Origin of the sequence: Streptomyces nanshensis, from assembly GCF_001751255.1 — a bacterium.
GTDB lineage: Bacteria > Actinomycetota > Actinomycetes > Streptomycetales > Streptomycetaceae > Streptomyces > Streptomyces nanshensis_A.
Map to the genome: position 1 here is coordinate 1 of NZ_LJGW01000731.1, position 25,343 is coordinate 25,343.

A 25,343-nucleotide genomic window follows, 5' to 3' on the forward strand; every position below is an offset into this window, starting at 1 on the left:
CCCACGGGAGATTCCCGTGGGGCACCCGCCGTCCACCATTGCCGATGCCGGCTCCTACTTACGTCCCACGACCACCGTGTGCGTGTTCAGCAGCGGCTCCGCGCGGACCTCCGAGAAGCCCGCCTCGCTCAGCCACCCCGCACAGTCCACGGCGCGGTATTCCGAGCCCATGGGACTCACCAGACGCATGTAGAGGCTGTACAACAGGCGCTGCGGGTCCCGGCGTTCCTCGTCGATCATGCGGTCGTAGACCAGCAGCATGCCGCCGGGGCGAAGCGCCTCGTAGGCCCGTCGCACCAGCTTCCGGCGCTCCCCGTCCTCCCAACCGTGCAGCACCTGGCCGAAGATGAGGACGTCGGCCTCCGGGATCGGGTCGGTGAACAGATCACCGCCGACGAACTCCACCCGGCCCGCCTCGCCCAGCTCGGCCATGTGCTCCTCGAGGAACCGCTGCGCCGAAGGGGGCTCGAAGCAGTAGCCGTTCAGATGCGGATGGGCCTCCAGCAGCACCGCCGCCAGATGTCCACGCGCTCCGCCCAGGTCGCCGACGTCCTTGAAGTCGCTCCAGTCGAAACGTTCGGCGAACTCCCGGCCCACCCGGGTGCTGAGATGGTCCATCACATCGGCGTACGCCTTGAACCGGGCTTTGTCCTCATGGGACTTGGCCACGAAGCCGCCGCGCGGCTGGGTCTCCACCTCACCGGTGCGCAGGCCCTTCGCCAACTGCCCCCACGCCTGCTGGAAGGACGCGGTGACCATGCCCGGGTAGTCGCCCAGGTGCACGTTCTGACCGGGGACCAGATAGTGCCCGGCCACCGGGGAGTTCCGGTACCTCCCGCCGGCCCGTACGAGCAGACCCAGACCGGCCAGCGCGTCCAGGAAGTCCTTCGAGTACCGCTCGTGCAGGCCCAACTGCTCCCGCAACTCCGGTTCGGTCAGCGAGCCTTCGGCCAGGGCGCCGAACACCCCCAGCTCCCGGGCGGTGTGCAGCACCTCCGTCTGACACACCAGCGTCGCGAGCCGCAGAATCGGCTCCGGTCCCATAGGGGGCAGCTCAACGATGCCCGGCTGAGGTGCGGTGTCCATGTGCTACTCCCTGCGTCATCGGCGTTCATGGCAAGCAAATCGTGGGCATTCGGGCTTGCATCCCGCTGGCAGACGGCTGGTGGCGGGTGATCTGCTTCACGCGCCGGGAAGGGGCGGGGAGGGGCAGGGAGAGGCAGGGACGGCCGAGCGAAGGGCGCCGTCGCGAGGACGTCGTAGGTCTGTCGTACGTCCGGGGCGGCCGCGCAGGGTCGACATCCGGCGGCCGTCACGGGTGAAGCGATGCCGAGTCCGACCGGCAACGGCCCTACGGAATCACCGCGTTGAGAGATCCGGACGTCGCCCCCCGGCGACCGCTAGCCCTCCACCCGCCTCAGCCCCCGCACCGCCGGGATCGCCAGCAACAGCGCGCACGCGACGAGCGCCATCGACGCGGACACGAACAGCAGCGGCACCGTCCCCACGATGACGGCGAGCGGCCCGGCCGCCGCCTGCCCGACCGGCTTCATCACCAGCGAGCCGGCCGCGTCGTACGCGTGGACCCGGCCGAGGACCTCGTTCGGGATGTGCGTCTGCACGCTGGTGTGGAACATGACGATCCAGAACGCCATGCCCACACCGCTCACCATGTAGCACCCGGCGACGAGCGGCGTGGGAAGACCGAGTGCGACGCCCAGCGGCATGAGCGCCCAGAGGATCATGGACAGGGCGCCGGCCCGGAGCGGATGCCGGGGGCGGAGCCTGATCGCGACGATCCCTCCGAGCACACTGCCGACTCCGAGGGACGACATGACGAAGCCGAAGGTCGATGCCCCGTAGTCGGTGACGAGCGTGCTGTTGCCGAGGGTCATGGTGGGCCCGGCGCCCGCCAGTTGCCAGAGCATGAAGACGACGATGACGCTCCACAACCAGGTCCTGGCCCGGAACTCCCGCCACCCCTCGACGAGATCGGCCCGGAATGACGTTCCGCTCTCCCGCGCGACCGAGCCCATCGGGACCGAGCGGAGCAGCAGCAGGCAGCCGCCGCCGACCGCGTAGGTCAACGCGTCGAGGGCGACCACCACCGCGGGCGAGGAGACGACCAGCAACAGTCCGGCCACCGACGGTCCGACGACGTTGGTCACCGACTCCGAGATGCGGAGGGTGCCGTTCGCCTTCTGTACGTCCCGAGCGATGCGCGGAATGATGCTGGCGACTCCCGGCTGGAAGATCGCGCTCCCCGCGCCGACCAGGGCCAGCAGCACGAGGATCTGCCACAACTGCGGCGTCCCCAGCAGGAACAGCAGCGCGAGCACCATCTGAAAGCACAGCCGCGCCGTGTCCGAGACGATCATCAGCCGCCGCGCACCGAACCGGTCGGACAGCACCCCGCCGAAGATGATCAGCGCCGCGAACGGCGCCACCAGCGCAGCGAGCGCGTAGCCCACCCCGCTCGCCCCGTACCCCGCCCGGATCACCGCGGCCGTGATCGCGACGGGAAGCATCGCGTCGCCCAGCAGCGAGGTGGTACGGGCGGTGAAGAACAGCCGGAAGTCCGCCGTCCACAGCCGTGGCGGGGACGAGGTCTCCTTGACTTGCAGGTCAGGGACCATGTCCGAGCCAACCACAACTCACCGTCCCCCACGCACCGTTGACCTCGATCAGGCAGACACTCTCCTGTCGCGGCCGTCGCGCCGTCAACGGAATATCTCCGACAAGATCAGCACGTACGCCCGTTTCCGGACACACCCTGAATCGCCGTGCCCGAAGCCTCCCCGAGCCCCCTTGGCCCCCAAGATCAAAAAGGCCCCTCCCGTCTCCGGAAGGGGCCTCTCGTCTGGGAGCCGCCTGGGGGAGTCGAACCCCCGACCTACGCATTACGAGTGCGTCGCTCTGGCCAACTGAGCTAAGGCGGCGAGCTGCCCGCGCCCCTCGTGTGAGCGCGGCGCGGACAAGTCTACACAGTTCCCGGGGGTGCTCCGTACGGGGTAAGTGATCGCCGGGGGCGGGCTACGAGCACGTCTTGTTCTTCTTCGGGGCCTCGCCCTTGAGCAGGTACTTGTCGACGGTGTCGTTCACGCAGGCGCCGCCCCGGAGGTACGCGGTGTGCCCGTCGCCCTCGTACGTCAGCAGCCGGGCCGAGTCGAGCTGGCCGGCGAGGCCCTGGGCCCAGGCGTACGGAGTGGCCGGGTCCCGCGTCGTGCCGACGACCAGGATGGGGTCGGCGCCCTTCGCGTCGATGTTGCGGGGGCCGCCGGTCGCCTTCTCAGGCCAGTAGCCGCAGTTGAGCGCGGCCCACGCGAAGCCGCGGCCGAAGACCGACGAGGTCTTCTCGAAGGACGGCACCGCCTTCTTCACCGCATCGGGCGACGAGAAGGCCGGCGGGAGGTCGAGACAGTTGACGGACGGGTTGGCGAACATGATGTTGCCGTAGCGGCCGTCGGGGTCGCGCTCGAAGTACTCGTCGGACAGGGCCAGCAGATCGGAGCCGTCCCCGTCCATCGCGGTCGTCAGGGCGTCGCGGAGCTGCGGCCACGAACTCTCGTCGTACATGGCGCGGATGACGCCCGTCGTCGCGAGCGACTCGGTCAGCTTGCGGGATTCGCCGGTGCGCAGCGGGTGCGCGTCGGTCTTCTTGAAGAAGGCACTGAGCTTGCGGCCCGCGTCCTCGGGGCTCTTCCGGCCGAGCGGGCAGTCCGTACGGCCGACGCAGTCCTTGGCGAACTCCCTGAAGGCCGTCTCGAAGCCGCCGGTCTGGTCGCGGTTGATGCGCAGCATCGACAGGGACGGGTCCATGGCGCCGTCGAGCACGAGCCTGCCGGAGCGGCCCGGGTAGAGGCCGGCGTAGTAGGCGCCGAGGTAGGTGCCGTAGGAGGCGCCGACGTAGTTGAGCTTCTTGTCGCCGAGCAGGGCCCGCAGCACGTCCATGTCGCGGGCCGCGTCGACGGTGGAGACATGGCCGAGCAGTTCGCCGGACTTCTTCTCGCAGCCCTCCGCGAACTTCTTGTAGGAGCTGACGAGTTGGCTCTCCTCCTTCTTGGTGTCCGGCGTCTGGTCGGTCTGCGTGTACTCGTCCATCTGCTTGTCGCTCAGGCACCGCACCGGCTCGCTGCGGGCGACGCCGCGCGGGTCGAGGCCGACGAGGTCGTACGCGCGGCGCACCGGGGGCGGATAGCCGACGGCGGCGGCCTGCTGCACGTAGTCGACGGCGGAGCCGCCCGGTCCGCCCGGGTTGACCAGCAGGGAGCCGATGGGCTTGCTCTTGCCCGAGGCCTTCTTGCGGGCGACGGCCAGCTTCAGGTCCTTGGAGGGGTCGGGGTGGTCGTAGTCCAACGGCGCCTTCATCCGGGCGCACTGGAAACCCTCGTCGCCGCAGTCGCGCCAGGAGAGCTTCTGGTCGTAATAGCGCTTCAGGTTCTCCGGCACGGCGGCGGGCAGCGGCTTGAGCGTCTGTGCGTCCGTACGGCCGGCGGCGCGGTCGCTGCTGGCGGACGAGGGCGCGCCCTGCGGTGCTCCGGAGCCGCCCGTGCCGGACGAGCAGCCGGCCGTCGTCAGCAGTACGGCCGCCGCCAGGACGGCGAGTGTGGTGCTGGGCAGACGCCTCGTGTGCATGAGCATCCCTCGTTCGCTTCGGACCGGTCATCCGGCGGGACCGGCGCGGCAGTTGAGGTGGAGCGTATCCGCCGCGGCCACCCCGGAACTTGCCCCGCCGGTCCCCGCTCCTCGTACGGGTGAGCGGGCGGGGCAGTCAGCCCACCGGGGGCGAACCGCACCGAACGCGCCCTCTCCTGCGCTCAGCCCGCGCGCAGCGTCATGGCCATCGCCTCGACCGCCAGCAGCGGCGCCACATTCCGGTCCAGTGCCTCCCGGCACTCCAGGACGGCTTCGATGCGGCGCAGCGTCTGTTCCGGTACGGAATCCTCCGCGAGGCGGGCCACCGCGTCCACCGCCTCCTCGTTCCCCAGGGCGGCGCCGGAGCCCAACTGCCGTGCCAGGACGTCCCGGTAGAAGCCGGTGAGGTCGCTCAGGGCGAGGTCGAGGGAGTCGCGCTGGGTACGGGTCGCGCGGCGCTTCTGCCTGTCCTGCAGCTCCTTCATCGCGCCCGCGGTGCCGCGCGGCAGCCGGCTGCCCTTGCCCTCGGACGCACCCAGCGCGGCCCGCAACTCCTCGGTCTCCCGGGCGTCGTGCTCCTCCGCGACCTCCTTGGCGTCCTCGGCCGCGGCGTCGATCAGCTCCTGCGCCGCGCGCAGCGCGCCGCCGACGTCCGCGACCCGCTGCGGAAGCTTGAGCACGGCGGCCCGACGGGTGCGCGCCCGTTCGTCGGTGGCCAGCCGGCGGGCCCGTCCGATGTGGCCCTGGGTGGCGCGTGCCGCGTACGCCGCCATGGCGGGCTCGATGCCGTCGCGCCGCATCAGCAGATCGGCGACGGCCTCCACCGGCGGTGTGCGCAGGGCGAGTTGGCGGCACCGGGAGCGGATCGTGGGCAGCACGTCCTCCGTGGAGGGGGCGCAGAGAAGCCATACCGTACGGGGCGCGGGCTCCTCGACGGCCTTGAGCAGCACATTGCCCGCGCCCTCGGTGAGCCGGTCGGCGTCCTCCAGCACGATCACCTGCCACCGCCCGCCCGCGGGCGACATCTGCGCCCGGCGCACCTGCTCGCGGGTCTCCTTGACGCCGATGGTGAGCAGGTCGGTGCGGATCACCTCGACATCGGCGTGGGTGCCGACCATCGCCGTATGGCAGCCGTCGCAGAAGCCGCAGCCCGGAGCGCCGCCCAGCGCGCGGTCCGGGCTCACGCACTGGAGCGCGGCGGCGAACGCGCGCGCCGCCGTGGAACGGCCCGATCCGGGCGGCCCCGTGAAGAGCCACGCGTGCGTCATGGCGGAACCCGACAGGACGGCGCTGCCTCTCCCCTCGGCCTCCGCGGTGACATAGGCGTCGGCGTCGCGGGCGGCCGCGGTGAGCTGCGCCGTCACCTTCTCCTGGCCGACCACGTCGTCCCATACGGCCATCGGCTGCCCGCCCCTCTCTCAGCGCCCCTCGGCGCCGCCGTGCCTCCGTCGTACGCTCCCGCGCGGCTCACGACGGGACGTACGCGGACCATTGTGGGCCACGGCACCGACAGCGCCGGACGGACGGGGGCGTGCGCGGGACGCCCCGGGAGGTCACTTGCCGCGGCGGCGCCTGCGGCCTCCCGGCTCGTCCTCCTCCTCGCCGGAGCCGAGCAACTCGTCGGCCAGGGACGGGACATCGTCCAGCGGCGTCTCCTCGGCCCACTCCGGACGCGGCCGGGAACCGCGGCCCGGCTCCGGGTCGACCTGCGGGATCTCGCGCGTACGGTCCCGGTGTTCGGGCTCGTCGGGGGAGACACGGGGCAGCAGCGTCGTCTCCTCGTCCTGCCGCGCCCGGCCCGTGCCGGAGGCAGAACCGGAACCCGAGGAGCCCGAACCGGAGGAACCGGAACCCGAGCCCGAACCTGGGCTCCACGGCTCACGGGCCTGTGGCATGACGTGCGTACGTTCGGCGTCGGACTCCGCGGCCGTTCCGCCGACGGATCCGGAACCGGACGCGGAGGCGGACGCTCCGCCGGCGCCGGTACCGCTGCCGCCGTCCCCGCCGTCCTCGCGGTCCCCGCCGCTCTCGTCCTGCGGCTCGTCCGGCTGCGGCAGCTTGGCCGTGTCACCGTCGGAGCCGTCCGGATCGGAACCGCCCCGGTTACGCGACCGCTCGGCCCGCTGCAACGCCTCCTCCGCGCGGCGCTGCTTCTCCTGGCGGCGCTCCTCCGCCTGTGCGCGCAGCCGCGCCTCCTCCTCGGCCAGGCGACGCTGGCGCGCGATCTCCTCCTCGCGCACACGCTCCTCGGCCTCGCGCCGCTTGCGCTCCTCCTCGGCGATCCGGCGGGCCTCCTCGGCCCTGCGCCGCGCCTCCTCCGCGCGACGGGCCTCCGCCTGCTGCCGCTCGAGTTCCTCGGCGCGCTGCTTGCGCTCTTCCTCCTCGGCCCTCAACCGGGCCATCTGCTCCTGCCGTTCGCGCTCCTGGCGCTCCTCCTCCGCCTTGCGCGCGGCCTCCTCCTCGGCCTTGCGGCGGGCCTCCTCCTCGGCGGCCCTGCGGGCGTCCTCGCGGGCCTGGATCTCGGCCTCGGAGAGCGGCAGCACCTCGTCGAGCCGGTGGCGTACGGCGGTCGTGACCGCTTCCGGCTCCTGCGCGGCGTCGACGACGAGATAGCGCGCCGGGTCGGCGGCGGCCAGCGTGAGGAAGCCCGAGCGGACCTTGCCGTGGAACTCGGCGGGCTCCGACTCCAGCCGGTCCGGCGCCTCGGTGAAGCGCTCGCGCGCGGTCTCGGGCGCGATGTCCAGCAGCACCGTCAGATGCGGTACGAGTCCGGCCGTCGCCCAGCGCGAGATACGGGCGATCTCCGTCGGCGACAGATCGCGCCCCGCGCCCTGGTACGCGACCGAGGAGTCGATGTAGCGGTCGGAGATGACGATGGCGCCGCGCTCCAGCGCGGGACGGACGACCGTGTCGACGTGCTCCGCGCGGTCGGCCGCGTACAGCAGCGCCTCGGAACGGTGCGAGAGCCCCGACGAGGAGACGTCGAGCAGTATCGAGCGCAGCCGCTTGCCGACGGGCGTCGCGCCGGGCTCCTTGGTGACGACGACCTCGTGGCCCTTGGCCCGGATCCACTCGGCGAGCGTCTCGACCTGTGTGGTCTTCCCGGAACCGTCGCCGCCCTCCAGGGCGATGAAGAAGCCGTTGCCCGCCGGCGCCTCCTTGGGCTGGCCGCCGCCGAGCGCGTCGAGGAGGTCCCGGCGCAGGGTCACGCCCTGGCGGTCGTCCGTACGTCCGAGCACGAGGGCCGCGACGGGCAGCAGCAGCGCACCGACCAGGGTGAGCGTGAAGGCCGCTCCGCCGTGGTCGAAGACGAAGTCGCCCGCCACCACGCGGTGCGGGCCGATGAACCCGGCCGCCACCGGCGCGATCAGCGCCCCGAGCCCGATGGCGATGCGCACGATGGCCTGCAGGTGCTCCGTCATACGGGCGCGGTGCGCGGCCTCGGTCTCCTGGTCGAGCAGGACGTGGCCCGCCTGAGCGGCGACGCCCGCGGACAGTCCGGCGACCGTCATCAGCACGATGCCCGTGGTCGCGTCCGTCACCAGCCCGGCGACGAGCAGCGCCAGCCCCGCGAGCCCGACGGCGAGCGCGAGCAGCCTGCGGCGGGAGAGCAGCGGCAGCGTACGGGGCGCGAGGCGGATGCCCGCGGCCGTACCGCCGGCGAGCACGAAGACCTGGAGCCCGAAGCTGATGGGACCGCCGCCGAGGTCCGCGGCGTGCAGCGCGGCCAGCGCGACGGCGGACGCGACCGCCCACGCCGTCGCGGCACCGGCGAGCACGAGCAGCGGCACCGCGCCCGTACGGCCCTTGCCGTCGCCGGCGCCCGAGCCGCCCTTGGGACGGCGCAGCCCCTCCAGCGGCGAACGGGGCCTGGACGTACCGCCGTCGGGCAGCTCCAGGAAGTAGACGACGGACAGCGCCGCGGCGAAGAGACCCGCGGCGACGTACGAGCCCAGGGCGGCCTGGTGCGTGTGGAACCAGTCGAAGGCGGAGCTGAGCGCGTTGCTGATGAGCGTGACGACGACCAGTCCGATGGCCGCGACGGGCAGCGCCATGAAGGTGCTGCGCAGCCACAGCCGCCGCAGGGCGTCCTGCCGGTCCGGCAGCGGGCGTACGGCGGCGCCCTCGGGCGGCGGCGCGGGCAGCAGACCGGGAGCGGCGCTGTCCTTGGCGACGGTCCAGAAGCGCTCGGCGACACCGAGCACGAACACGGTGATCAGGACGAGCGGAAAGGCCTTCGCCGGCATCCAGTCGACCCACATCGGCGCGACGATCAAGGCCAGCGCGCGCAGCGCGTCCGCGCCGAACATCGTCCAGCGCCGGTCGAGCACGCCCTTGCCGGGCGCCAGCAGGGACGACAGCGGCCCGAGCAGCACGGCCCCGAAGAGCAGCGTGGCGAGCAGCCGCGCCGCGAAGACCGCGGGGATGACGAGGGCCATGCCCCGGTAGCCGCCGCCGAAGACGGCGTCGGCGCCCGAGGCGCGTACCGCCGCCGCCTGGAGGGCCAGAAGCACCAGCACCAGCAGGGCGAGAGCGTCACCGATCCCACTGGTCAGGTGGGCGCTCCACAGGCGCCGGAGAGGACCGAATCGCAACAGCGCGCCCACGGCGCGCTCGCGGGACTCAGCGGCGAGTGCGTCGTCCGGGGCGTCGGAGGTGGGGGCCACGCCCATTGGCTGATCTGCTCGCGTCATGGCGGTCAGGGTATAGGGAGCGGTCGGAGCCGTGTGTCGCAGCCCGAACAAACGGGCGGGACCAGGGCTTTACTCCGAAGACTCCCCGGATTCACCGGAGGCTCCGGATCCGCCGGACCCCTTGGCGGCGGTCTTCTTCGCCGCCGTCTTCTTGGCCGTCTTCGCCGTCGTCTTCTTCGCGGCCGTCTTCTTCGCGGTGCCGGCCGTGCTCTTGGCCGCGGTCTTCTTGGCGGTGCTCTTCTTCGCCGTGGTCTTCTTCGCCGAAGCCTTCTTCGTCGCCTTCTTCGCGGTCTTCTTCGCCGGGCCCTTCGCCCGCTTCTCCGCGAGCAGTTCGAAGCCGCGCTCCGGGGTGATGGTCTCCGGGTCGTCCTCGCGGCGCAGCGTCGCGTTGGTCTCGCCGTCCGTCACATACGGACCGAAGCGGCCGTCCTTCACGATGACGGGACGCTCGCTGTTCGGGTCCGTGCCCAGCTCCTTCAGCGGCGGCTTGGCCGCGGCACGGCCGCGCTGCTTGGGCTGGGCGTAGATCGCGCGGGCCTCGTCGAGCGTGATCGTGAAGATCTGCTCCTCGGTCTCCAGCGAACGCGAGTCGGTGCCGCGCTTCATGTACGGGCCGTACCGGCCGTTCTGCGCGGTGATCTCCTCGCCCGTGTCGGGGTCGGTGCCCACGACCCGCGGCAGCGACAGCAGCTTGAGCGCGTCGTCGAGCGTGATCGTGTCCAGCGACATCGACTTCAGCAGCGACGCCGTACGCGGCTTGACGGCGTTCTTGCCCTTGGTCGGCGTGCCCTCGGGCAGCACCTCCGTGACGTACGGGCCGTAGCGCCCGTCGCGCGCCACGATCGGGCGGCCCGTCTCCGGGTCGGTGCCCAGCTCGAAGTCGCCGCTGGGCTTGGCCAGCAGCTCCTTGGCCAGTTCGACCGTCAGCTCGTCGGGCGGCAGGTCGTCGGGGACGTCGGCGCGCTGGCCCGGCTCGTCGTCGGAGGGCGGCGGGCCCTCGACGTACGGGCCGTAGCGCCCGACGCGCAGCGTGATCCCCTCGCCAACGGGGAAGGACGAGACGCCCTTCGCGTCGATCGCGCCGAGGTCGGAGACCAGCTCCTTCAGCCCGCCCAGGTGGTCGCCGTCGCCGTTGCCGGAGTCGGCCGCCGAGCCGGGGACGCCGTCGGACTGGCCGTCCTCGCCGAAGTAGAAGCGGCGCAGCCACGGCACGGAGGCGGCGCTGCCCGCGGCGATGCGGTCGAGGTCATCCTCCATCTTGGCTGTGAAGTCGTAGTCGACGAGGCGCCCGAAGTGCTTCTCCAGCAGTCCGACCACGGCGAAGCTCAGGAAGGAGGGCACCAGGGCCGTCCCCTTCTTGAAGACGTAACGCCGGTCCAGGATGGTGCTGATGATCGAGGCGTACGTGGAGGGGCGGCCGATCTCCCGCTCCTCCAGCTCCTTCACGAGCGTGGCCTCCGTGTAGCGCGCCGGCGGCTTCGTCGCGTGGCCGTCGACGGACAGCTCGTCCGCGGCGAGCGGGTCGCCCTCGCTCACCTGCGGCAGGCGGCGTTCGCGGTCGTCCAGTTCGGCGTCGGGGTCGTCGGAGCCCTCGACGTACGCCTTGAGGAAGCCGTGGAAGGTGATGATCTTGCCCGTGGCGGTGAACTCGGCGTCCCGTCCGTCACTGGCCGGCCCGCCGACCCGTACGGTCACCGACTGGCCTGTGGCGTCCTTCATCTGCGAGGCGACGGTCCGCTTCCAGATCAGCTCGTAGAGCCTGAACTGCTCGCCCGTCAGGCCGGTTTCGGCCGGGGTGCGGAAGCGGTCGCCGGAGGGACGGATCGCCTCGTGCGCCTCCTGGGCGTTCTTCACCTTGCCCGTGTAGACGCGGGGCCGCTCCGGCAGATACTCGGAGCCGTAGAGCTGTGTGACCTGCGTACGGGCCGCGTTCACCGCGGTGTCCGAGAGCGTCGTGGAGTCCGTACGCATATACGTGATGAAGCCGTTCTCGTACAGCTTCTGCGCCACCTGCATCGTCAGCTTCGCGCCGAAGCCGAGCTTGCGGCTGGCCTCCTGCTGGAGCGTGGTCGTACGGAACGGGGCGTACGGCGAGCGCCGGTACGGCTTGGACTCGACGGAGCGCACCGCGAAGCGCGTCTCCTCGAGGGCGGAGGCGAGCGCGCGGGCGGCGTCCTCGTCCAGGTGCAGCACCTGGTCGGGGTTCTTGAGCCGACCGTCGGCGCCGAAGTCGCGGCCCTGTGCCACGCGCCGCCCGTCGACGGAGTTGAGCCGCGCGCCGAAGGTGCCCGGGTCGCCGGCGGCCTGGCCACGGCCCGTCGCGAAGGTCGCCGTCAGGTCCCAGTACTCGGCGGAACGGAAGGCCATCCGCTCGCGCTCCCGCTCGACCACGAGGCGTGTGGCCACCGACTGCACCCGGCCCGCCGAGAGCCGCGGCATGACCTTCTTCCACAGCACCGGCGAGACCTCGTAGCCGTAGAGACGGTCGAGGATGCGGCGCGTCTCCTGGGCGTCGACGAGGCGCTGGTTGAGATCGCGGGGGTTGCGGACGGCGTCCTGGATGGCGTCCTGGGTGATCTCGTGGAAGACCATCCGGCGCACCGGGACCTTGGGCTTGAGGACCTCCTGCAGATGCCAGGCGATGGCCTCGCCCTCGCGGTCCTCATCGGTGGCGAGCAGGAGTTCGTCGGATTCGGCGAGGAGCTGCTTGAGCTTCTTGACCTGCTCCTTCTTGTCCGTGTTCACCACGTAGAGCGGTTCGAAGTCGTGGTTGACGTTCACACCGAGCCGCGCCCAGGGCTCACCCTTGTACTTCGCCGGGACCTCCGCGGCGCCGTTGGGAAGGTCGCGGACATGCCCCACGCTGGCCTCGACCACGTAACCAGGGCCGAGATACCCCTTGATCGTTTTGGCCTTGGCGGGCGACTCGACGATGACGAGCCGGCGCCCGCCGTTTGCGGGCTCGCGGGTGGGGGACAACTTCTCGCTCTTCTCTCCGGTCGGCGTACGCGGCGTCGGTGCATCGGTGTCGATGCGGAGTGTGACCGTACATCCCGGCTGCGTGTCAAACGGGAAAACTCCGCAACGCAACTCGAACGGTAACCCGACATCCGGCGGTCCTGCCGCCCGATACCGCCCGATCTCGTGCCGGTGAGAGCCCGGCACCGCCCGTGATGAGCGAAATCACGCCGAAAACACGATCACGGAACGAGTGCGCGGAGTGTGCGATTCCGGGGTGCTGCGCGGGTGTCCGGAGGTCTCACGGTTCCCGGACGTCACGGGCCTCCCGTACGTCCGTACGTCACCGGGCGCAGCATGCGGCGCCGCCGTCCCCGTGGTCACCGCGGTCCCGGTGGCGCCTGTGGTCCCTCTGGCCCCGGTGGCCCCGGGGTCCTTGCCGCCCCTACCGTCCCTGCGGCCGCTGCCGCCCGTCCGCCGCCGGCAGCAGGAACCCCTGCTCCACCAGCAGCCGGATCGCCGCGGGCGTACGGTCGCGCAGCAACACCGGGTCCTCCCCCACGAGTTGGGCGATGGCGTCCAGGATCCGCCACGCGGGCAGCGTCCCGTCGCACACCCCGGCGAAGCCCGCGCCCACGGTGTCGACCTTGGTCGCCCGGAGCATCCCGCGCTGCTGGCGCAGCACCACGTGCTCGGGGTCCTCGGCTCCGGGCATCCCGACCTGCTCCTGTACGACGCCCTCGGCGAGCGTGAAGTGGCAGTCCAGCAGCGCCGCGTCGTCCGTGGCGCGCAGGAAGTCCTGGCGCTCGAAGTGCCGGGCGACCTCCTCGCCGAGCGGCTGCTCGACGGGGTGCGGCCACTCCTCGATCACGACCGCCGGCTCGTCCGCTCCGCTGTTGCGCAGCGAGATCCACCCGAAGCCGACCGCCGTCGTGCCGCGGCTCTCGAACTCGTCCAGCCACTCGCCGTACCGCGCCGCGTACTCCTCCGCCCCGGCGCGGTGGTCCCCCGCGTCCCGCAGCCACAACTCGGCGTACTGCGCCACGTCCTGCACCTCCCGCTGCACGATCCAGGCGTCGCAGCCCGCGGGCAGCCAGGAGCGCAGACGCTCGCGCCAGTCCTCGCCGTCGCGGTGCTCCCAGTTGGCGAGGAGCTGGCAGTAGCCGCCGGGCGCCAGCCGGTCCGCGGAGCGCTCCACGAGGGTGCGGCACAGGTCGTCGCCCGCCATGCCGCCGTCGCGGTAGGTAAGCCGGGCACGCGGTGAGATCACGAAGGGCGGGTTGGAGACGATCAGGCCGTACGGTTCCTCGTCGGCGACGGGTTCGAAGAGCGTCCCCTCGCGCAGCAGCGGCTCCGGCGCCCCGGAGAGCGCGAGCGTCAGCCTCGCGACGGCGAGCGCACGGGGGTTGAGGTCGGTCGCGGTGACGCTGCGGGCGTGCTGTGCGGCGTGCAGCGCCTGGAGCCCGGAGCCCGTCCCGAGGTCGAGCGCGCGGTCGACGGGCCTGCGGACGGTGATACCGGCGAGCGTCGTCGAGGCGCCGCCGACGCCCAGGACGACGTCCCGTCCGTGCGCACCCTCCGGCATGCCCACGCCGGACGCGCCGCCCACCGCGCAGCCGAGGTCGGCGACGACCCACCAGTCCTGGCCCTCGGGGCCGGCGTAGGGACGTACGTCGACGGTCGCGCGGACCGCCTCGTTCCCCTCACCGGAAGCGCCGGAAGCGTTGGACGCGCCGGGTGTGCCGGGGGCGTCCGAAGCGCTGGACGCGCCGTCGCCGTCGGGACCGTCCGCCGGCACCAACCAGCCGTCCGCCAGCGCCTCGTCGAGCGGGAGCGCATTCCGCGCCTGTGCGCGCGGGACGCTCCGCTGCAGCAGAAAGAGCCGAACGAGCGTCTCCAGGGGGCTCGTTCCGCGGGTGGCGCGCAGCGCGGGGACGGCTTCGCTACGGGCGAGCGCCGCGTACGCGGGTCCGCCGAGCAGATCGAGCAGGCCGTCGGCGGTGAAGTCCGCGGCACGCAGCGCCTCCCTCAACCTGCCGGTGCGTTCGGGATCTGCTGCGGGAAGGCGCTCGCTCGTACTCACGTCCCCCATTGTGACGTCCCGCCGCGGACACCTGCGCGGCCCCGGCCCATGACGTACGGCCCGGGCGTCAGCCGTGACGTACGGGAAGGTGCGGCCGGAGCCGGTGCGCGCCGTGCGGCGCGGGCTCGGCTACACGCCCGGCGAACCGCCCGTGCGCTTGCAGCCCTTCTGGTTGGCCATCGCCTCGCCGACGTCGCCGGACTGGAGCTTGCTCAGCGCCTTGTCGCCGCTCTTGCCGAGCGAGTCGAGCTCGGTGGCGACGCCCTGTAGCCCCTCGGCGAACTTCGCCTGGTCCTTGGTGTCCAGACCGTCCACGGTCTTGCGGAGCTGGCCGTACTTCGTCGAGATGCCGCGCAGCTCCTTCACCGCGTCGGCGTGCAGCTTGTCGCCGTCGTCGACGGGGGGCGGGCCGGCCTTGTCGACGGCGTCGCCCAGGGACTTGTACGCGCCGGAGATCTTCTCGAAGGCGGCCGCGTCCGTCTTCTTCACCTCGGCCGAGGAGTTCTTCTCCTTCGACGCGGCGTTGATGGACGCGTTGGCCTCCTGGATCTTCTTGACCTGGGGCTGCACCTGGTCGCAGACCTTCTTGGCCCACTCGTCCGCCTGAGCGCTGTCGTCGCTGCAACCGCTCAGCGTGAGTGCGATCGCCGCACCCCCCGAGAGTGCAGCCGCGAGTTTCTTGTTCACCGGATCGGTCCCTTCCGTGGCCGTTCGGCCCGGAAGATACACGCCCGGGGGTGGGCGGCGGAGATCCGGGCGGCGAATATGTGGCGCATTGAAGCCATTTGCACCACGAAGCCGGTCCGTGTGCGGTGCCCCACACGTACGACAGAGGGCGGGCAGAGCGTCAACGCGCCCTGCCCGCCCCTGTGTTGATATGCCGTGAGCTGCCAGCCGCAGGCCGTCAGCCCGTCACGTGAGGTGCCACGTGAGTGCCGCGTGAGAGCGGAGAGACGTCACGAGGCCGCGACGGGGTCGCTCGGCTTGGCCGTGCGGTCCGCGTCCTCGCCTCCGTTCCCGTTCTCGTCGCCGCCCTCGGCGTCGCCGGTGTCGCTCATCGCGATGCCGCGGCGCTTGGAGACGTAGACCGCGCCGACGACGATCACCGTGGCCGCGAGCGCGACGACGGCACGTACGCCCACGCTGGCGTCGTCCCCGTACGAGAACTGGATCACGGCGGGACCGATGAGCAGCGCCACCAGGTTCATCACCTTCAGCAGCGGGTTGATCGCCGGGCCCGCGGTGTCCTTGAACGGGTCGCCGACCGTGTCGCCGATGATGGTGGCCTCGTGGGCCTCGCTGCCCTTGCCGCCGTGGTGGCCGTCCTCGACGAGCTTCTTGGCGTTGTCCCAGGCGCCGCCGGAGTTGGCCAGGAAGACGGCCATCAGCGTGCCCGCGCCGATCGCACCGGCGAGGAACGCCGCCAGGGCACCGGCACCGAAGGTGAAGCCGACCACGATCGGCGACAGCACGGCCAGCAGACCGGGCGTCGTCAGTTCGCGCAGGGCGTCCTTGGTGCAGATGTCGACGACGCGTCCGTACTCCGGGGTCTCGGTGTGGTCCATGATCCCGGGCTTCTCACGGAACTGCCGCCGGACCTCGTAGACCACCGCGCCCGCCGACCGCGACACCGCGTTGATCGCCAGCCCCGAGAAGAGGAAGACGACGGCGGCGCCGAGCATCAGCCCGACCAGCGTGCTGGGCTGCGCGATGTCGAGAAGCTGCATCATCTTGCTGCTGCTCTCCCCGGCTTCGCCGAGCGCGCTGACCAGCTCCGTACGGTACGAACCGAAGAGCGCCGCCGCGGCCAGCACAGCCGTGGCGATGGCGATGCCCTTGGTGATCGCCTTGGTGGTGTTGCCCACCGCGTCCAGGTCGGTGAGCACCTGGGCGCCGTCGCCCTCGACGTCGCCGGACATCTCGGCGATGCCCTGCGCGTTGTCGGAGACCGGACCGAAGGTGTCCATGGCGACGATGACGCCGACCGTGGTCAGCAGACCGGTGCCCGCGAGGGCCACGGCGAAGAGCGCCAGCATCACGGTGCCGCCTCCGAGGAGGAAGGCGCCGTAGACGCTGAGGCCGATCAGCAGCGCCGTGTAGACGGCGGACTCCAGACCGATGGAGATACCGGAGAGGATCACGGTGGCCGGACCGGTCAGCGACGTACGGCCGATGTCCCGTACGGGCTTGCGGTTGGTCTCCGTGAAGAAGCCGGTGAGCTGCTGGATCACCGCGGCGAGCACGATGCCGATGGCGACGGCCACGACGGCCAGCACCCGCGGGTCGCCGTCGTGTCCGAGGATCTCCTGCGCGTCACCGCCGACGCCCTTCAAGTCCGAGTACTTGGACGGGAGATACACGAACGAGGCGATCGCGACCAGCACCAGGGAGATCAGCGCGGAGATGAAGAAGCCGCGGTTGATCGCCGTCATGCCGCTGCGGTCGTTGGTACGCGGTGCCACGACGAACACACCGATCACGGCGGTGATCACACCGATCGCCGGCACCAGCAGCGGGAACGCGAGGCCGTCGTTGCCGAAGACCGCGGTGCCCAGGATGAGCGCGGCGACCAGGGTCACGGCGTACGACTCGAAGAGGTCCGCGGCCATGCCCGCGCAGTCGCCGACGTTGTCGCCGACGTTGTCCGCGATGGTCGCGGCGTTACGCGGGTCGTCCTCCGGGATGCCCTGCTCGACCTTGCCGACGAGGTCGGCACCGACGTCCGCGGCCTTGGTGAAGATGCCGCCGCCGACACGCATGAACATCGCGATCAGCGCGGCGCCGAGGCCGAAGCCCTCCAGCACCTTGGGAGCGTCCGCGGCGTAGACGAGCACGACGCAGGCCGCGCCCAGCAGGCCGAGGCCGACGGTGAACATGCCGACGACGCCGCCCGTACGGAAGGCGATCTTCATGGCCTTGTGCGAGACCTTGGTCAGATCCGCGGCGGGCTCCCCGTCGGACGGGGTGGCCTCACGGGCGGCCGCGGCCACACGTACGTTGCTGCGCACCGCGAGCCACATGCCGATATAGCCGGTGGCCGCGGAGAAACCCGCGCCGACCAGGAAGAACAGCGAACGTCCTACTCGCTGGCCCATGTCATCGGCAGGCAGCAGGAACAACAGGAAGAAGACGACGACCGCGAAAATGCCGAGCGTCCGCAACTGCCGGGCAAGATAGGCGTTCGCGCCTTCCTGCACGGCGGCAGCGATCTTCTTCATGCTGTCGGTGCCCTCGCTCGCGGCGAGTACTTGACGGACCAGCACGACGGCGACGCCGAGAGCTGCCAGGGCGACCAGCGCGATCACGATGACGAGACCGCGATTGCCGGTGGTCAGCATGGCATCAGCGAGGTGCTGGTGGTTCTGAGTTGGGCTGAGGTGCCCCGCCATTCGTCCTCCTTGACGCTTGGCGCAGGGGCGCGCGGTTCGGTGGCCGGCTCCTGCTTGCAAAGATGTGGACGGATTGTAGGGATCAGCTCCAGAACAAAACAGGGCGCCGTTTCGGCGATCCGCCTTCAACAGCGGAGATCAAATGAAGCTGGTGTGGGGAATTCGCTCGTACGAGGTAGCTTTACAAAAACGCTGACGATGTAAAAAATGATCGCTACGAGAGCCCAACAGGCCCTATTTTTCACATCAAATCAGTTCAGGAATTCCTGCCCCTAGGCGGGGCGGCGGAGAGGCGGACCCGGCACGCCCCTGTGCCGGATGGGACGCATGTGACGCCTGAGACGGTTCGAGACCGCTTGATGAAGATCCCGCAACATCTTGCTACCGCTTCGGCAGTGGCCTCCGCGGACGGCCTCTCGGGGAGGCCGGAGAGGCCCCGACGAGGCCGCTGCCAGGGCCGCTCAACTGCTCGTGGAGACGCACTCGGTACGGGCCCGGGACGGACGGGGACGCCGGAGCCTGTACGTCGACGGCACGGAGCCGGGCCGTTACGAGGTGCCGCCGGGGTCGGGCGCCGAGCGCACCGTCGCGACGAACGCTGACGGGGAACCGGGGAGGTCGCCGAAGTCGCCGTGGTGTGGCCGATCCCCGGTGACGGGACGTCGGCCGGGCTGCCGGAGCCTGCCCGTCACCGTCCGGTCAGGGCAGCACGGGCTCCGGCGTCACCGGCCAACTCATACGGATCAGACCGCCGTTGTCGTCCGCGGTCACTTCGACGTCGTCCACGAGACCGCTGATCACCGCGAGCCCCATGTCGCCCTCGGCCTCGTCGTCGGACGATGAGGCGGGGGCCGGCGAGGAGGCGTCGGGGCCGTCGGTGGTGGCCGCTGCCGACGTCCCGTCACCGACCTCGATGGAGAACTTCTTCTCCTCCTCGATCAACGCCACGCGCACCGGGCTCTCGATCCCGTGCAGCACATGCAGCCCGACCGCGCGCGAACACGCTTCGCCGACCGCGAGCCGGACCTCGTCGAGCACGGCCTCGTCCACCCCGGCCCGCCGCGCGACCGCGGCAGCCACCAGCCTCGCCGTACGCACATGCTCCGGCAGGGCGCTGAATCGGAGTTCCACGATGGCCATGCCATCCCCCTTGAACTTGCCTTGAACACATTCACGGGCACCGGGCTCCAAGAGCCCGGCACCTCTCGTCGTTCCGGTATCCGTCCCGCCTGGGCGGCGGACGTCAGTCGGTCGCCGCGACGGCCTCGTCCACGGAACCGTGGATCGGGAACACCTTGGTCAGACCGGTGATACGGAAGATCTTGAGAATGCGCTCCTGGTTGCAGACCAGGCGCAGCGAGCCCTCGTGGGCACGCACCCGCTTGAGCCCGCCGACGAGCACACCGAGCCCGGTGGAGTCCAGGAAGTCGACGCCTTCCATGTCCACGACGAGGTGGTAACTCCCGTCGTTCACAAGCTCGACAAGCTGCTCGCGCAGCTTGGGCGCGGTGTATACATCAATCTCGCCACCGACCTCGACGATCGTCCGATCGCCTACGGTCCGGGTCGACAGGGACAGGTCCACGGATCCTCCAGCACCTTGCTATCGAGTCGTCCACCAACTGAGACATCCCGGCCGGAAAGGCCGGGACAGCAGGCGGATCGGCAGCCGCAGAAGCATTCAATCACTTACCGGCCTGCACGCACGACGCCTTGCTGTCTTTGTGCGTCGCGCCGGTGACGCAGCGGAGCCCACGACCGGCCGACCTCCTACGGGCGGCACGAGCGTACGCTCACCTGCTGTGCCCTCCCGCAAGGTCTCGGACAGCGATCCCCGCACGGTGCTCGCCCATCTCACCGCCGGGGACGGCCGGGCTGCGCGCATCACCCATACGGAGCACTTGCCCTCGCGGATCGGTCGCCATGCCGTCTGGCCCGAGCAGATCCGGCCCGAAGTGATCGATGCCGTAAGGGAGTCGGGCATCGAGCAGCTCTGGGAGCACCAGGCGCGTGCGGCCCGTCATGCCCTGCGCGGGGAGTCAGTGATCATCGCCACAGGGACCGCGTCCGGCAAGTCCCTGTCGTATCTCGTGCCGGTGCTGAACGGGCTCCTCGACGGGGCCAACGGCGGTGACGGTACGAGCAGTTCGAGCGGGGGCGCGCAACGGGGCGGGCGGGGGAGCACGGCCCTGTATCTGGCGCCGACCAAGGCCCTGGCCGCCGACCAGCGCCGGGCAGTCGCCGAACTGGCCGCTCCCCTGGGCACGTCCGTGCGCCCCGCCGTCTTCGACGGGGACACTCCCGTCGAAGAGCGCGAGTGGGTACGGGTCTTCGCCAACTACGTGCTCACCAACCCGGACATGCTGCACCGGGGCATACTCCCGGGCCACGCCCGCTGGGCCTCCTTCCTGCGCTCGCTTCGCCACGTCGTCATCGACGAATGCCACACCTATCGGGGGGTGTTCGGCTCCCACGTCGCCCAGGTCGTACGGAGACTGCGGCGGCTGTGCGCGCGCTACGGCTCCGACCCCGTCTTCCTCCTCGCCTCCGCGACGGCCGCCGAACCGGGCGAGGCGGCGACACGGCTGACCGGTCTCCCCGTCGCGGAGGTGACCGAGGACACCTCGCCGCGGGGCGAGTCCGTCTTCGCGCTGTGGGAGCCGCCGCTGACCGACATGGAGGGCGAACGCGGCGCCCCCGTCCGGCGCACGGCCACCGCGGAGTCCGCGGAACTCCTCACCGACCTGGCAGTGCAGGGCGTACGGACCGTCGCGTTCGTACGGTCGCGGCGCGGCGCGGAGTTGATCTCCCTCATCGCGCAGGAACGTCTCGGCGCGGTGGACCGCTCGCTCAGCGGCCGGGTCGCGGCGTACCGCGGCGGCTACCTGCCCGAGGAGCGTCGGGCCCTCGAACGCAGCCTGCACAGCGGCGAGTTGCTCGGGCTGGCCGCCACCAACGCGCTCGAACTCGGCGTCGACGTCTCCGGGCTCGACGCGGTGCTGATCACCGGCTATCCCGGCACACGGGCATCCGTGTGGCAGCAGGCGGGACGTGCCGGACGCCGGGGAGAGGGCTCCCTGGCCGTCCTCGTCGCGCGCGACGACCCGCTGGACACCTATCTCGTGCACCACCCCGACTCGCTCTTCCGCACACCGGTCGAGTCGACCGTCCTCGACCCCGGCAACCCGTATGTCCTGGCGCCCCATCTGTGCGCCGCCGCGTCCGAGATCCCGCTCACCGAGGCCGACGCCGAACTCTTCGGACCGGGCTTCGCCGACCTCCTCCCCCAGCTTGAGGAGCGCAGGCTTCTGCGGCGGCGCGGAGCCTCCTGGTACTGGACGCTCAAAGAGCGCGCCTGCGACCTCACCGACATCCGCGGCTCGGAGGGCGCTCCCGTACAGGTCGTCGAGGACGGCACCGGCAGGCTCCTGGGCACGGTGGACGCCGGTGCTGCGCACACCACCGTCCACGAGGGGGCCGTGCATCTGCATCAGGGGCGCACCTATGTGGTGCGGCAGCTCGACCTCGAGAACTCCGCGGCCCTCGTCGAGGAGGCCGCACCGCCCTGGACGACGATGGCCCGCGACACCACCTCCGTGACGGTCCTGGAGACGGAGGAGGAAATCCCCTGGGGGGACGCCCGGTTGTGCTACGGCACCGTGGAGGTCACCAACCAGGTCGTCTCCTATCTGCGCCGCCGGCTCATCACGGGCGAGGTCATGGGCGAGACCAAGCTCGACCTGCCGCCGCGCACCCTGCGTACCCGTGCCGTGTGGTGGACGCTCACCGAGGACCAGTTGGACAGGGCCCGTATCGCGCCCTCGGTCCTTCCCGGTGCACTGCACGCCGCCGAGCACGCGGCCATCGGACTGCTGCCCTTGTTCGCCACGTGCGACCGCTGGGACATCGGAGGCGTCTCTGTCCCGATGCACCCCGACACCCTGCTGCCCACCGTGTTCGTCTACGACGGGCAGGCGGGCGGCGCGGGCTTCGCCGAGCGGGCCTTCCGTACGGCATGCGCGTGGCTCACCGCCACACGGGACGCCATCGCCGCGTGCGAATGCGAAGCCGGATGCCCTTCGTGCATCCAGTCGCCCAAGTGCGGCAACGGGAACGACCCGCTGCACAAGCGGGGGGCCGTGCGCCTGCTGACGGAACTGCTCGCCTCCGCGGAGTGAGTCCCGCGAAGGAGGGAGCGAATCCGGCAGCGGCACGGGAGAACTCCCCCGGGACGAGGGCCACTTGAGCCTGGGGGCGGCGGGGTGCCCGACTCGGGCGGCGCTCTCCTTCCCATGGCGTCCCCGCTGTTCGGCAGGCTCCTGCGTCCCGTCGGCGTCGTCGGGCGCCGTCCCGGGCGGTCCCGCGCGGGACCGCACCGCCGGTGCGAACGGCCCGAGCCGTACCTGTGCCGTGACGTCCGAGACCTCACCGGTCACGGCGCACCGCACGAGCCGGGCATCCTGTGCGCGGGCGACCTCCTTCGCGGCGGCACAGGCCTCGTTCCGCCCCTCGAGCGCGTGGTCCGCGGCGGCCAGCGCCGACAGATCGGCGACGCCTCCGGCCCTGTGCCGTGCCGAGACCGCCTGACCGAGGCCCAGCAGCACGACGACGACACCGCAGAGCACCACCCCGCTGAGTGCGGCCCAGACAGTGGCCGAGCCCCGGTCACCGCGCAGCATGGAACGCGTCCTCCGTCCTGTCCTCGTCCATGGCCACCGCCTCCGCGCTGAGCCCGAGGGCGAGCGGACCAGGGCCTGCCGTACGCGCCCGTACTCGGACGTGGACCAGGCGCCCTTTCCGCTGTGTCTCGACCGTGGCGCCGTGCGGCGCCGCCGAACGTACGGCGCTGCGCACGGCCGCCTCCTTCTCACCCCGTGCCGCCGCCCGTGCCCCCGCCCTGGCGCCGTCCACACACTGGATGTGCGCGGCGGCCGCCATGACGCCCCACAGCAGCGTCCCGAAGAGCAGCACCAGGGCAGGAATCACCACGGCGGTCTCGGCCGTCACATAGCCGTCCTCAGAACTGGGCATGGAGCGCCCTCTCGATCAGATGCTGCATTCCGGAGCTGACGGCGCTGCTGGTCACGACCTTGTAGAGCACGGCGGCGAAGCCGCATGCGGCGATGGTGCCCACCGCGTACTCCGCCGTGCTCATCCCGGCGTCGGACCTCAACTGCCCGCCGGCGGCACGCAGTCGGCGACGGAAGGCGCGTGTGAGCGGCCTGTCTGCGACGCGTACGGCGTGACGGAAGCGTCCCGGCATGGTTCCCCCTGGTGTCGTTCTGCGATCTTCGGTTCGATTCGGTGTCCGCTGTCGTTCGTTCGTCGGCGTCGGGTGAGGCGTGGTGGTCGTCACGGCTCGGTGGTCGTCGGCGCTCGCGACCGTCACAGCAGGGAGTCCGCGAGCCCCATCACCACCGGGGCAACCCCGACCGCGAGAAAAGCGGGCAGGAAGCACAGCCCCAGCGGCCCGGTCACGAGAACCGCCGCCCGCCGCGCACGGGCCGACGCCTCGCGGCCCCGGCGGGCGCGCAGTTCACCGGTCAGCCGCGTCACCTGGTCGACCGCCGGGACGCCCACCGTGCCCGCCCGTGCCATGGCGGCGACAAAGGCCTCGCTGCCCGGCAGAGAGGCGAAGTGCCCCCAGGCCGTGGCCGGTTCGGCTCCGAGCCGCAGCTCGGTGGACGTACGGATGAGGCGCGCCCCGAGCGGGCCGCCCAGCGAGCGCCCCACCGCGTCGGCCGCCTGCGCGGGACGTGAGCCCGCGGCCAGACAGGCCGCCAGCAACTCCGCGGCCAACGGCAGCTCCTCGGCCTCGGCCCGCGCCGCGTCCCTCTCTGCGCCGCTTCCGGCGGCCTCGCGGCGGCGTATCCACCGCGTGACGCCCCACGCTCCCGCCCCCGCCAGCAACCACCCGGCCACACCGCCGACGACGACCACGGCGAACGCGCCGACGCCCAGCGCCGCCCCCACTTCGCGCACCCTGCGATGCCCCAACTCACCGCCACGCCGCCCGATTCGGTCCGCGGTGCGCCGCACCGCAGAGAGCTTCGTTTCGGTTCCCGTAGCGGCCTCCGCCTCCGGGAGGAGCCTCCGCGTACGGCGCCGTACGCCCCAGCCGCGCCAGGACTCCAGCCCTGCCGCCGTCAGACACCCCGCGCTCCCCAGCGCTGCCAGCACCACGAGCGTCCCCACGAGGGCGCCGGAGCCCGGAGCGTTCATGTCCCCTCCCCTCTGCGGGTCTGCGACCGCCCCTCTGCCGTCCGTACGAGCCAGGCGACCCAGGTGACGCCCGCCCACTCCAGAAGCGCGCCGACGACGAGACAGGCCAGCCCGGCCGGTGAGTGCAGCAGCACGCGCCCCGGGTCCGCGCCCATCGCGGCGCCCAGGAGCAGCCCGAAGACGGGAAGCAGCGCGAGCACGGCTGCCGTGGAGCGCGGACCCGCCAACAGCGCCCGCAACTCCTCGCGTTGGTCCCCCTCGGCACGCAGTGCGTCGGAGACCTTGTCGAGCCCCGCGGCCAGTCCCGCCCCGCCCTCGACGGCCACCTGCCAGCAGGCCGCCACACCTCGCAGCCCTTCCGCCCCGGGCCGATGTGCCGCTTCCCGCAGCGCACCCGGTACGTCTCCGCCGAAGCGGGCCGCCGCCAGAACCGCGGCGCCCGCATCGCCCAACTCCCTCAGCGCGATGCCGCCCGCGGACAGCAGCGCCCTGTCCGGCTGCCGCCCCGCGCGCAGTTCACCGGCGACGGCTCCGCAGAACTCGACGACGGCCGCCGCCCTGCGCTCCTTCGCCCTGCCGCGCTCCCGCTCGACCAGCCGGCGCCGTACGAGCGGCACCGCTGCGGCGCCCGCCACAGGCGGCAGCCAGGACTCCCCCAGCAGCCCCAGAACCGCACCGCCCAGCACGCACCACCACGCGTGCCCGGCCGGTCCATGGAAGTGGCCACGTAAGAACGCCATCGGTCCGGCGAGCCATCCGGGAATCCGCGGACGGGGCTCCGCCGCCTGGCCCGCCCCGGCGAGCAGCAGCCTCGCCCGCCGTACGCCGTCGTCCCGTCCCGTCATCAGCCAGGCCGCCGCCCCCGCGCACACCATCGCCGCGTAGACGGGCGCGGACTGGACGTTCCCGACGGCCTGTTCCGCGTCGCTCACGGGCCACATCACCGCGATCGCCTCTCGCTCCGGACGGGCTCGGTGTCCGTCGCGGGGAAGACCTGCCGTGCGTGCAGCGGCTCTCCGCCGCTCGCGAACGACCGGCGTACGCGTCCGCACATCTCCCACAGCCGCCGCGCGCCGCGCTCCTCTCGGAACCCGTGCTCGCCCCACACCACGGCCGGGACCGTCGAGACAAGGCCCTCCCTGTCCCGTTCCAGCACATGGATCTCGGCGATCCGCCGCGTGCCCCGGCCGTCCCGTACGAGGTGTACGAGCACATCGAGCGCCGCGGCGAGCTGGCTGTGCAGGGCGGCGCGCCCCAGCCCCGCCGTGGTGCCGAGCGCCTCCAGCCGGGCCGGTACGTCCCCTGCGGCGTTCGCGTGCACCGTGCCTTCTCTGAACTACTGGGAAGGCATGGATGCGGTCC

At 71.7% G+C, this 25,343-nt stretch carries 16 protein-coding genes, 1 tRNA gene and 2 pseudogenes; 1 reads left to right on the top strand and 18 read right to left on the bottom strand.

Annotated features, from left to right (window positions below):
• Positions 1–54: 54 nt before the first annotated feature.
• The 12 genes from AN218_RS33895 to bldG form a co-directional block, all read right to left on the bottom strand.
• On the bottom strand, positions 55–1,086 hold the full coding sequence (locus AN218_RS33895) for a methyltransferase (protein WP_079132894.1): 1,032 nt from the start codon (positions 1,084–1,086) through the stop codon (positions 55–57).
• 314 nt (positions 1,087–1,400) lie between these two features.
• Positions 1,401–2,636, bottom strand: a complete 1,236-nt coding sequence (locus tag AN218_RS33900) for an MFS transporter (protein ID WP_079132895.1) — start codon at positions 2,634–2,636, stop codon at positions 1,401–1,403.
• 229 nt (positions 2,637–2,865) lie between these two features.
• Positions 2,866–2,939 (bottom strand) — tRNA-Thr (locus tag AN218_RS33905).
• Positions 2,940–3,033: 94 nt separating this feature from the next.
• Positions 3,034–4,635, bottom strand: a complete 1,602-nt coding sequence (locus AN218_RS33910) for an alpha/beta hydrolase (protein WP_070020881.1) — start codon at positions 4,633–4,635, stop codon at positions 3,034–3,036.
• A gap of 182 nt (positions 4,636–4,817) precedes the next feature.
• On the bottom strand, positions 4,818–6,035 hold the full coding sequence (locus AN218_RS33915) for a DNA polymerase III subunit delta' (protein WP_070020867.1): 1,218 nt from the start codon (positions 6,033–6,035) through the stop codon (positions 4,818–4,820).
• Positions 6,036–6,188: 153 nt separating this feature from the next.
• Positions 6,189–9,329 (bottom strand): dTMP kinase, encoded by a 3,141-nt coding sequence (tmk, locus tag AN218_RS33920; protein ID WP_070020868.1) that lies wholly within the window; start codon positions 9,327–9,329, stop codon positions 6,189–6,191.
• A gap of 69 nt (positions 9,330–9,398) precedes the next feature.
• Positions 9,399–12,308, bottom strand: coding sequence for a type I DNA topoisomerase (topA, locus tag AN218_RS33925; RefSeq protein ID WP_070020869.1), 2,910 nt, complete (start codon positions 12,306–12,308; stop codon positions 9,399–9,401).
• 424 nt (positions 12,309–12,732) lie between these two features.
• Positions 12,733–14,379, bottom strand: a complete 1,647-nt coding sequence (locus AN218_RS33930; protein ID WP_070020870.1) for a DUF7059 domain-containing protein — start codon at positions 14,377–14,379, stop codon at positions 12,733–12,735.
• A 120-nt stretch (positions 14,380–14,499) separates the two neighbouring features.
• Positions 14,500–15,057, bottom strand: coding sequence for a small secreted protein (locus AN218_RS33935; protein ID WP_244900921.1), 558 nt, complete (start codon positions 15,055–15,057; stop codon positions 14,500–14,502).
• Positions 15,058–15,326: 269 nt separating this feature from the next.
• Positions 15,327–17,759, bottom strand: coding sequence for a sodium-translocating pyrophosphatase (locus tag AN218_RS33940; protein WP_070020872.1), 2,433 nt, complete (start codon positions 17,757–17,759; stop codon positions 15,327–15,329).
• 699 nt (positions 17,760–18,458) lie between these two features.
• Positions 18,459–18,899 (bottom strand): ATP-binding protein, encoded by a 441-nt coding sequence (locus tag AN218_RS33945; RefSeq protein ID WP_070020873.1) that lies wholly within the window; start codon positions 18,897–18,899, stop codon positions 18,459–18,461.
• A gap of 103 nt (positions 18,900–19,002) precedes the next feature.
• Positions 19,003–19,344: an anti-sigma factor antagonist BldG gene (gene bldG / locus AN218_RS33950; RefSeq protein WP_019547857.1), complete on the bottom strand. Its 342-nt coding sequence runs from the start codon at positions 19,342–19,344 to the stop codon at positions 19,003–19,005.
• Between the two features lie 217 nt (positions 19,345–19,561).
• Here bldG and AN218_RS33955 point away from each other — a divergent pair, with 217 nt between their 5' ends.
• Entirely contained in the window at positions 19,562–21,937 is a 2,376-nt protein-coding gene (locus tag AN218_RS33955) for a DEAD/DEAH box helicase (RefSeq protein WP_070020874.1), read from the top strand.
• Positions 21,938–22,174: 237 nt separating this feature from the next.
• On the opposite strand, the pseudogene AN218_RS35070 reads toward AN218_RS33955, so the two are convergent.
• The 6 genes and pseudogenes from AN218_RS35070 to AN218_RS33980 form a co-directional block, all read right to left on the bottom strand.
• Positions 22,175–22,438, bottom strand: a pseudogene (locus AN218_RS35070) (Rv3654c family TadE-like protein); the annotation flags it as partial.
• The gene (locus AN218_RS33960) at positions 22,425–22,790 is read right to left on the bottom strand and encodes a TadE family type IV pilus minor pilin (protein ID WP_079132896.1); all 366 of its coding nucleotides are present in this window, start codon (positions 22,788–22,790) and stop codon (positions 22,425–22,427) included. The pseudogene AN218_RS35070 and the gene AN218_RS33960, both read right to left, overlap by 14 nt.
• Positions 22,777–23,022 carry a DUF4244 domain-containing protein gene (locus AN218_RS33965; RefSeq protein ID WP_070020876.1) on the bottom strand — a complete coding sequence of 82 codons (246 nt, stop codon included), beginning with the start codon at positions 23,020–23,022 and terminating at the stop codon, positions 22,777–22,779. Before AN218_RS33965 ends, AN218_RS33960 begins: the two co-directional genes overlap by 14 nt.
• 122 nt (positions 23,023–23,144) lie before the next feature.
• Entirely contained in the window at positions 23,145–23,981 is an 837-nt protein-coding gene (locus tag AN218_RS33970; RefSeq protein ID WP_079132897.1) for a type II secretion system F family protein, read from the bottom strand.
• Positions 23,978–24,922 (bottom strand): type II secretion system F family protein, encoded by a 945-nt coding sequence (locus AN218_RS33975; protein ID WP_070020878.1) that lies wholly within the window; start codon positions 24,920–24,922, stop codon positions 23,978–23,980. The genes AN218_RS33970 and AN218_RS33975 overlap by 4 nt, the downstream gene beginning before the upstream one ends.
• Positions 24,922–25,308: pseudogene (locus AN218_RS33980) on the bottom strand (hypothetical protein); the annotation flags it as partial. The pseudogene AN218_RS33980 and the gene AN218_RS33975, both read right to left, overlap by 1 nt.
• Positions 25,309–25,343: the final 35 nt, after the last annotated feature.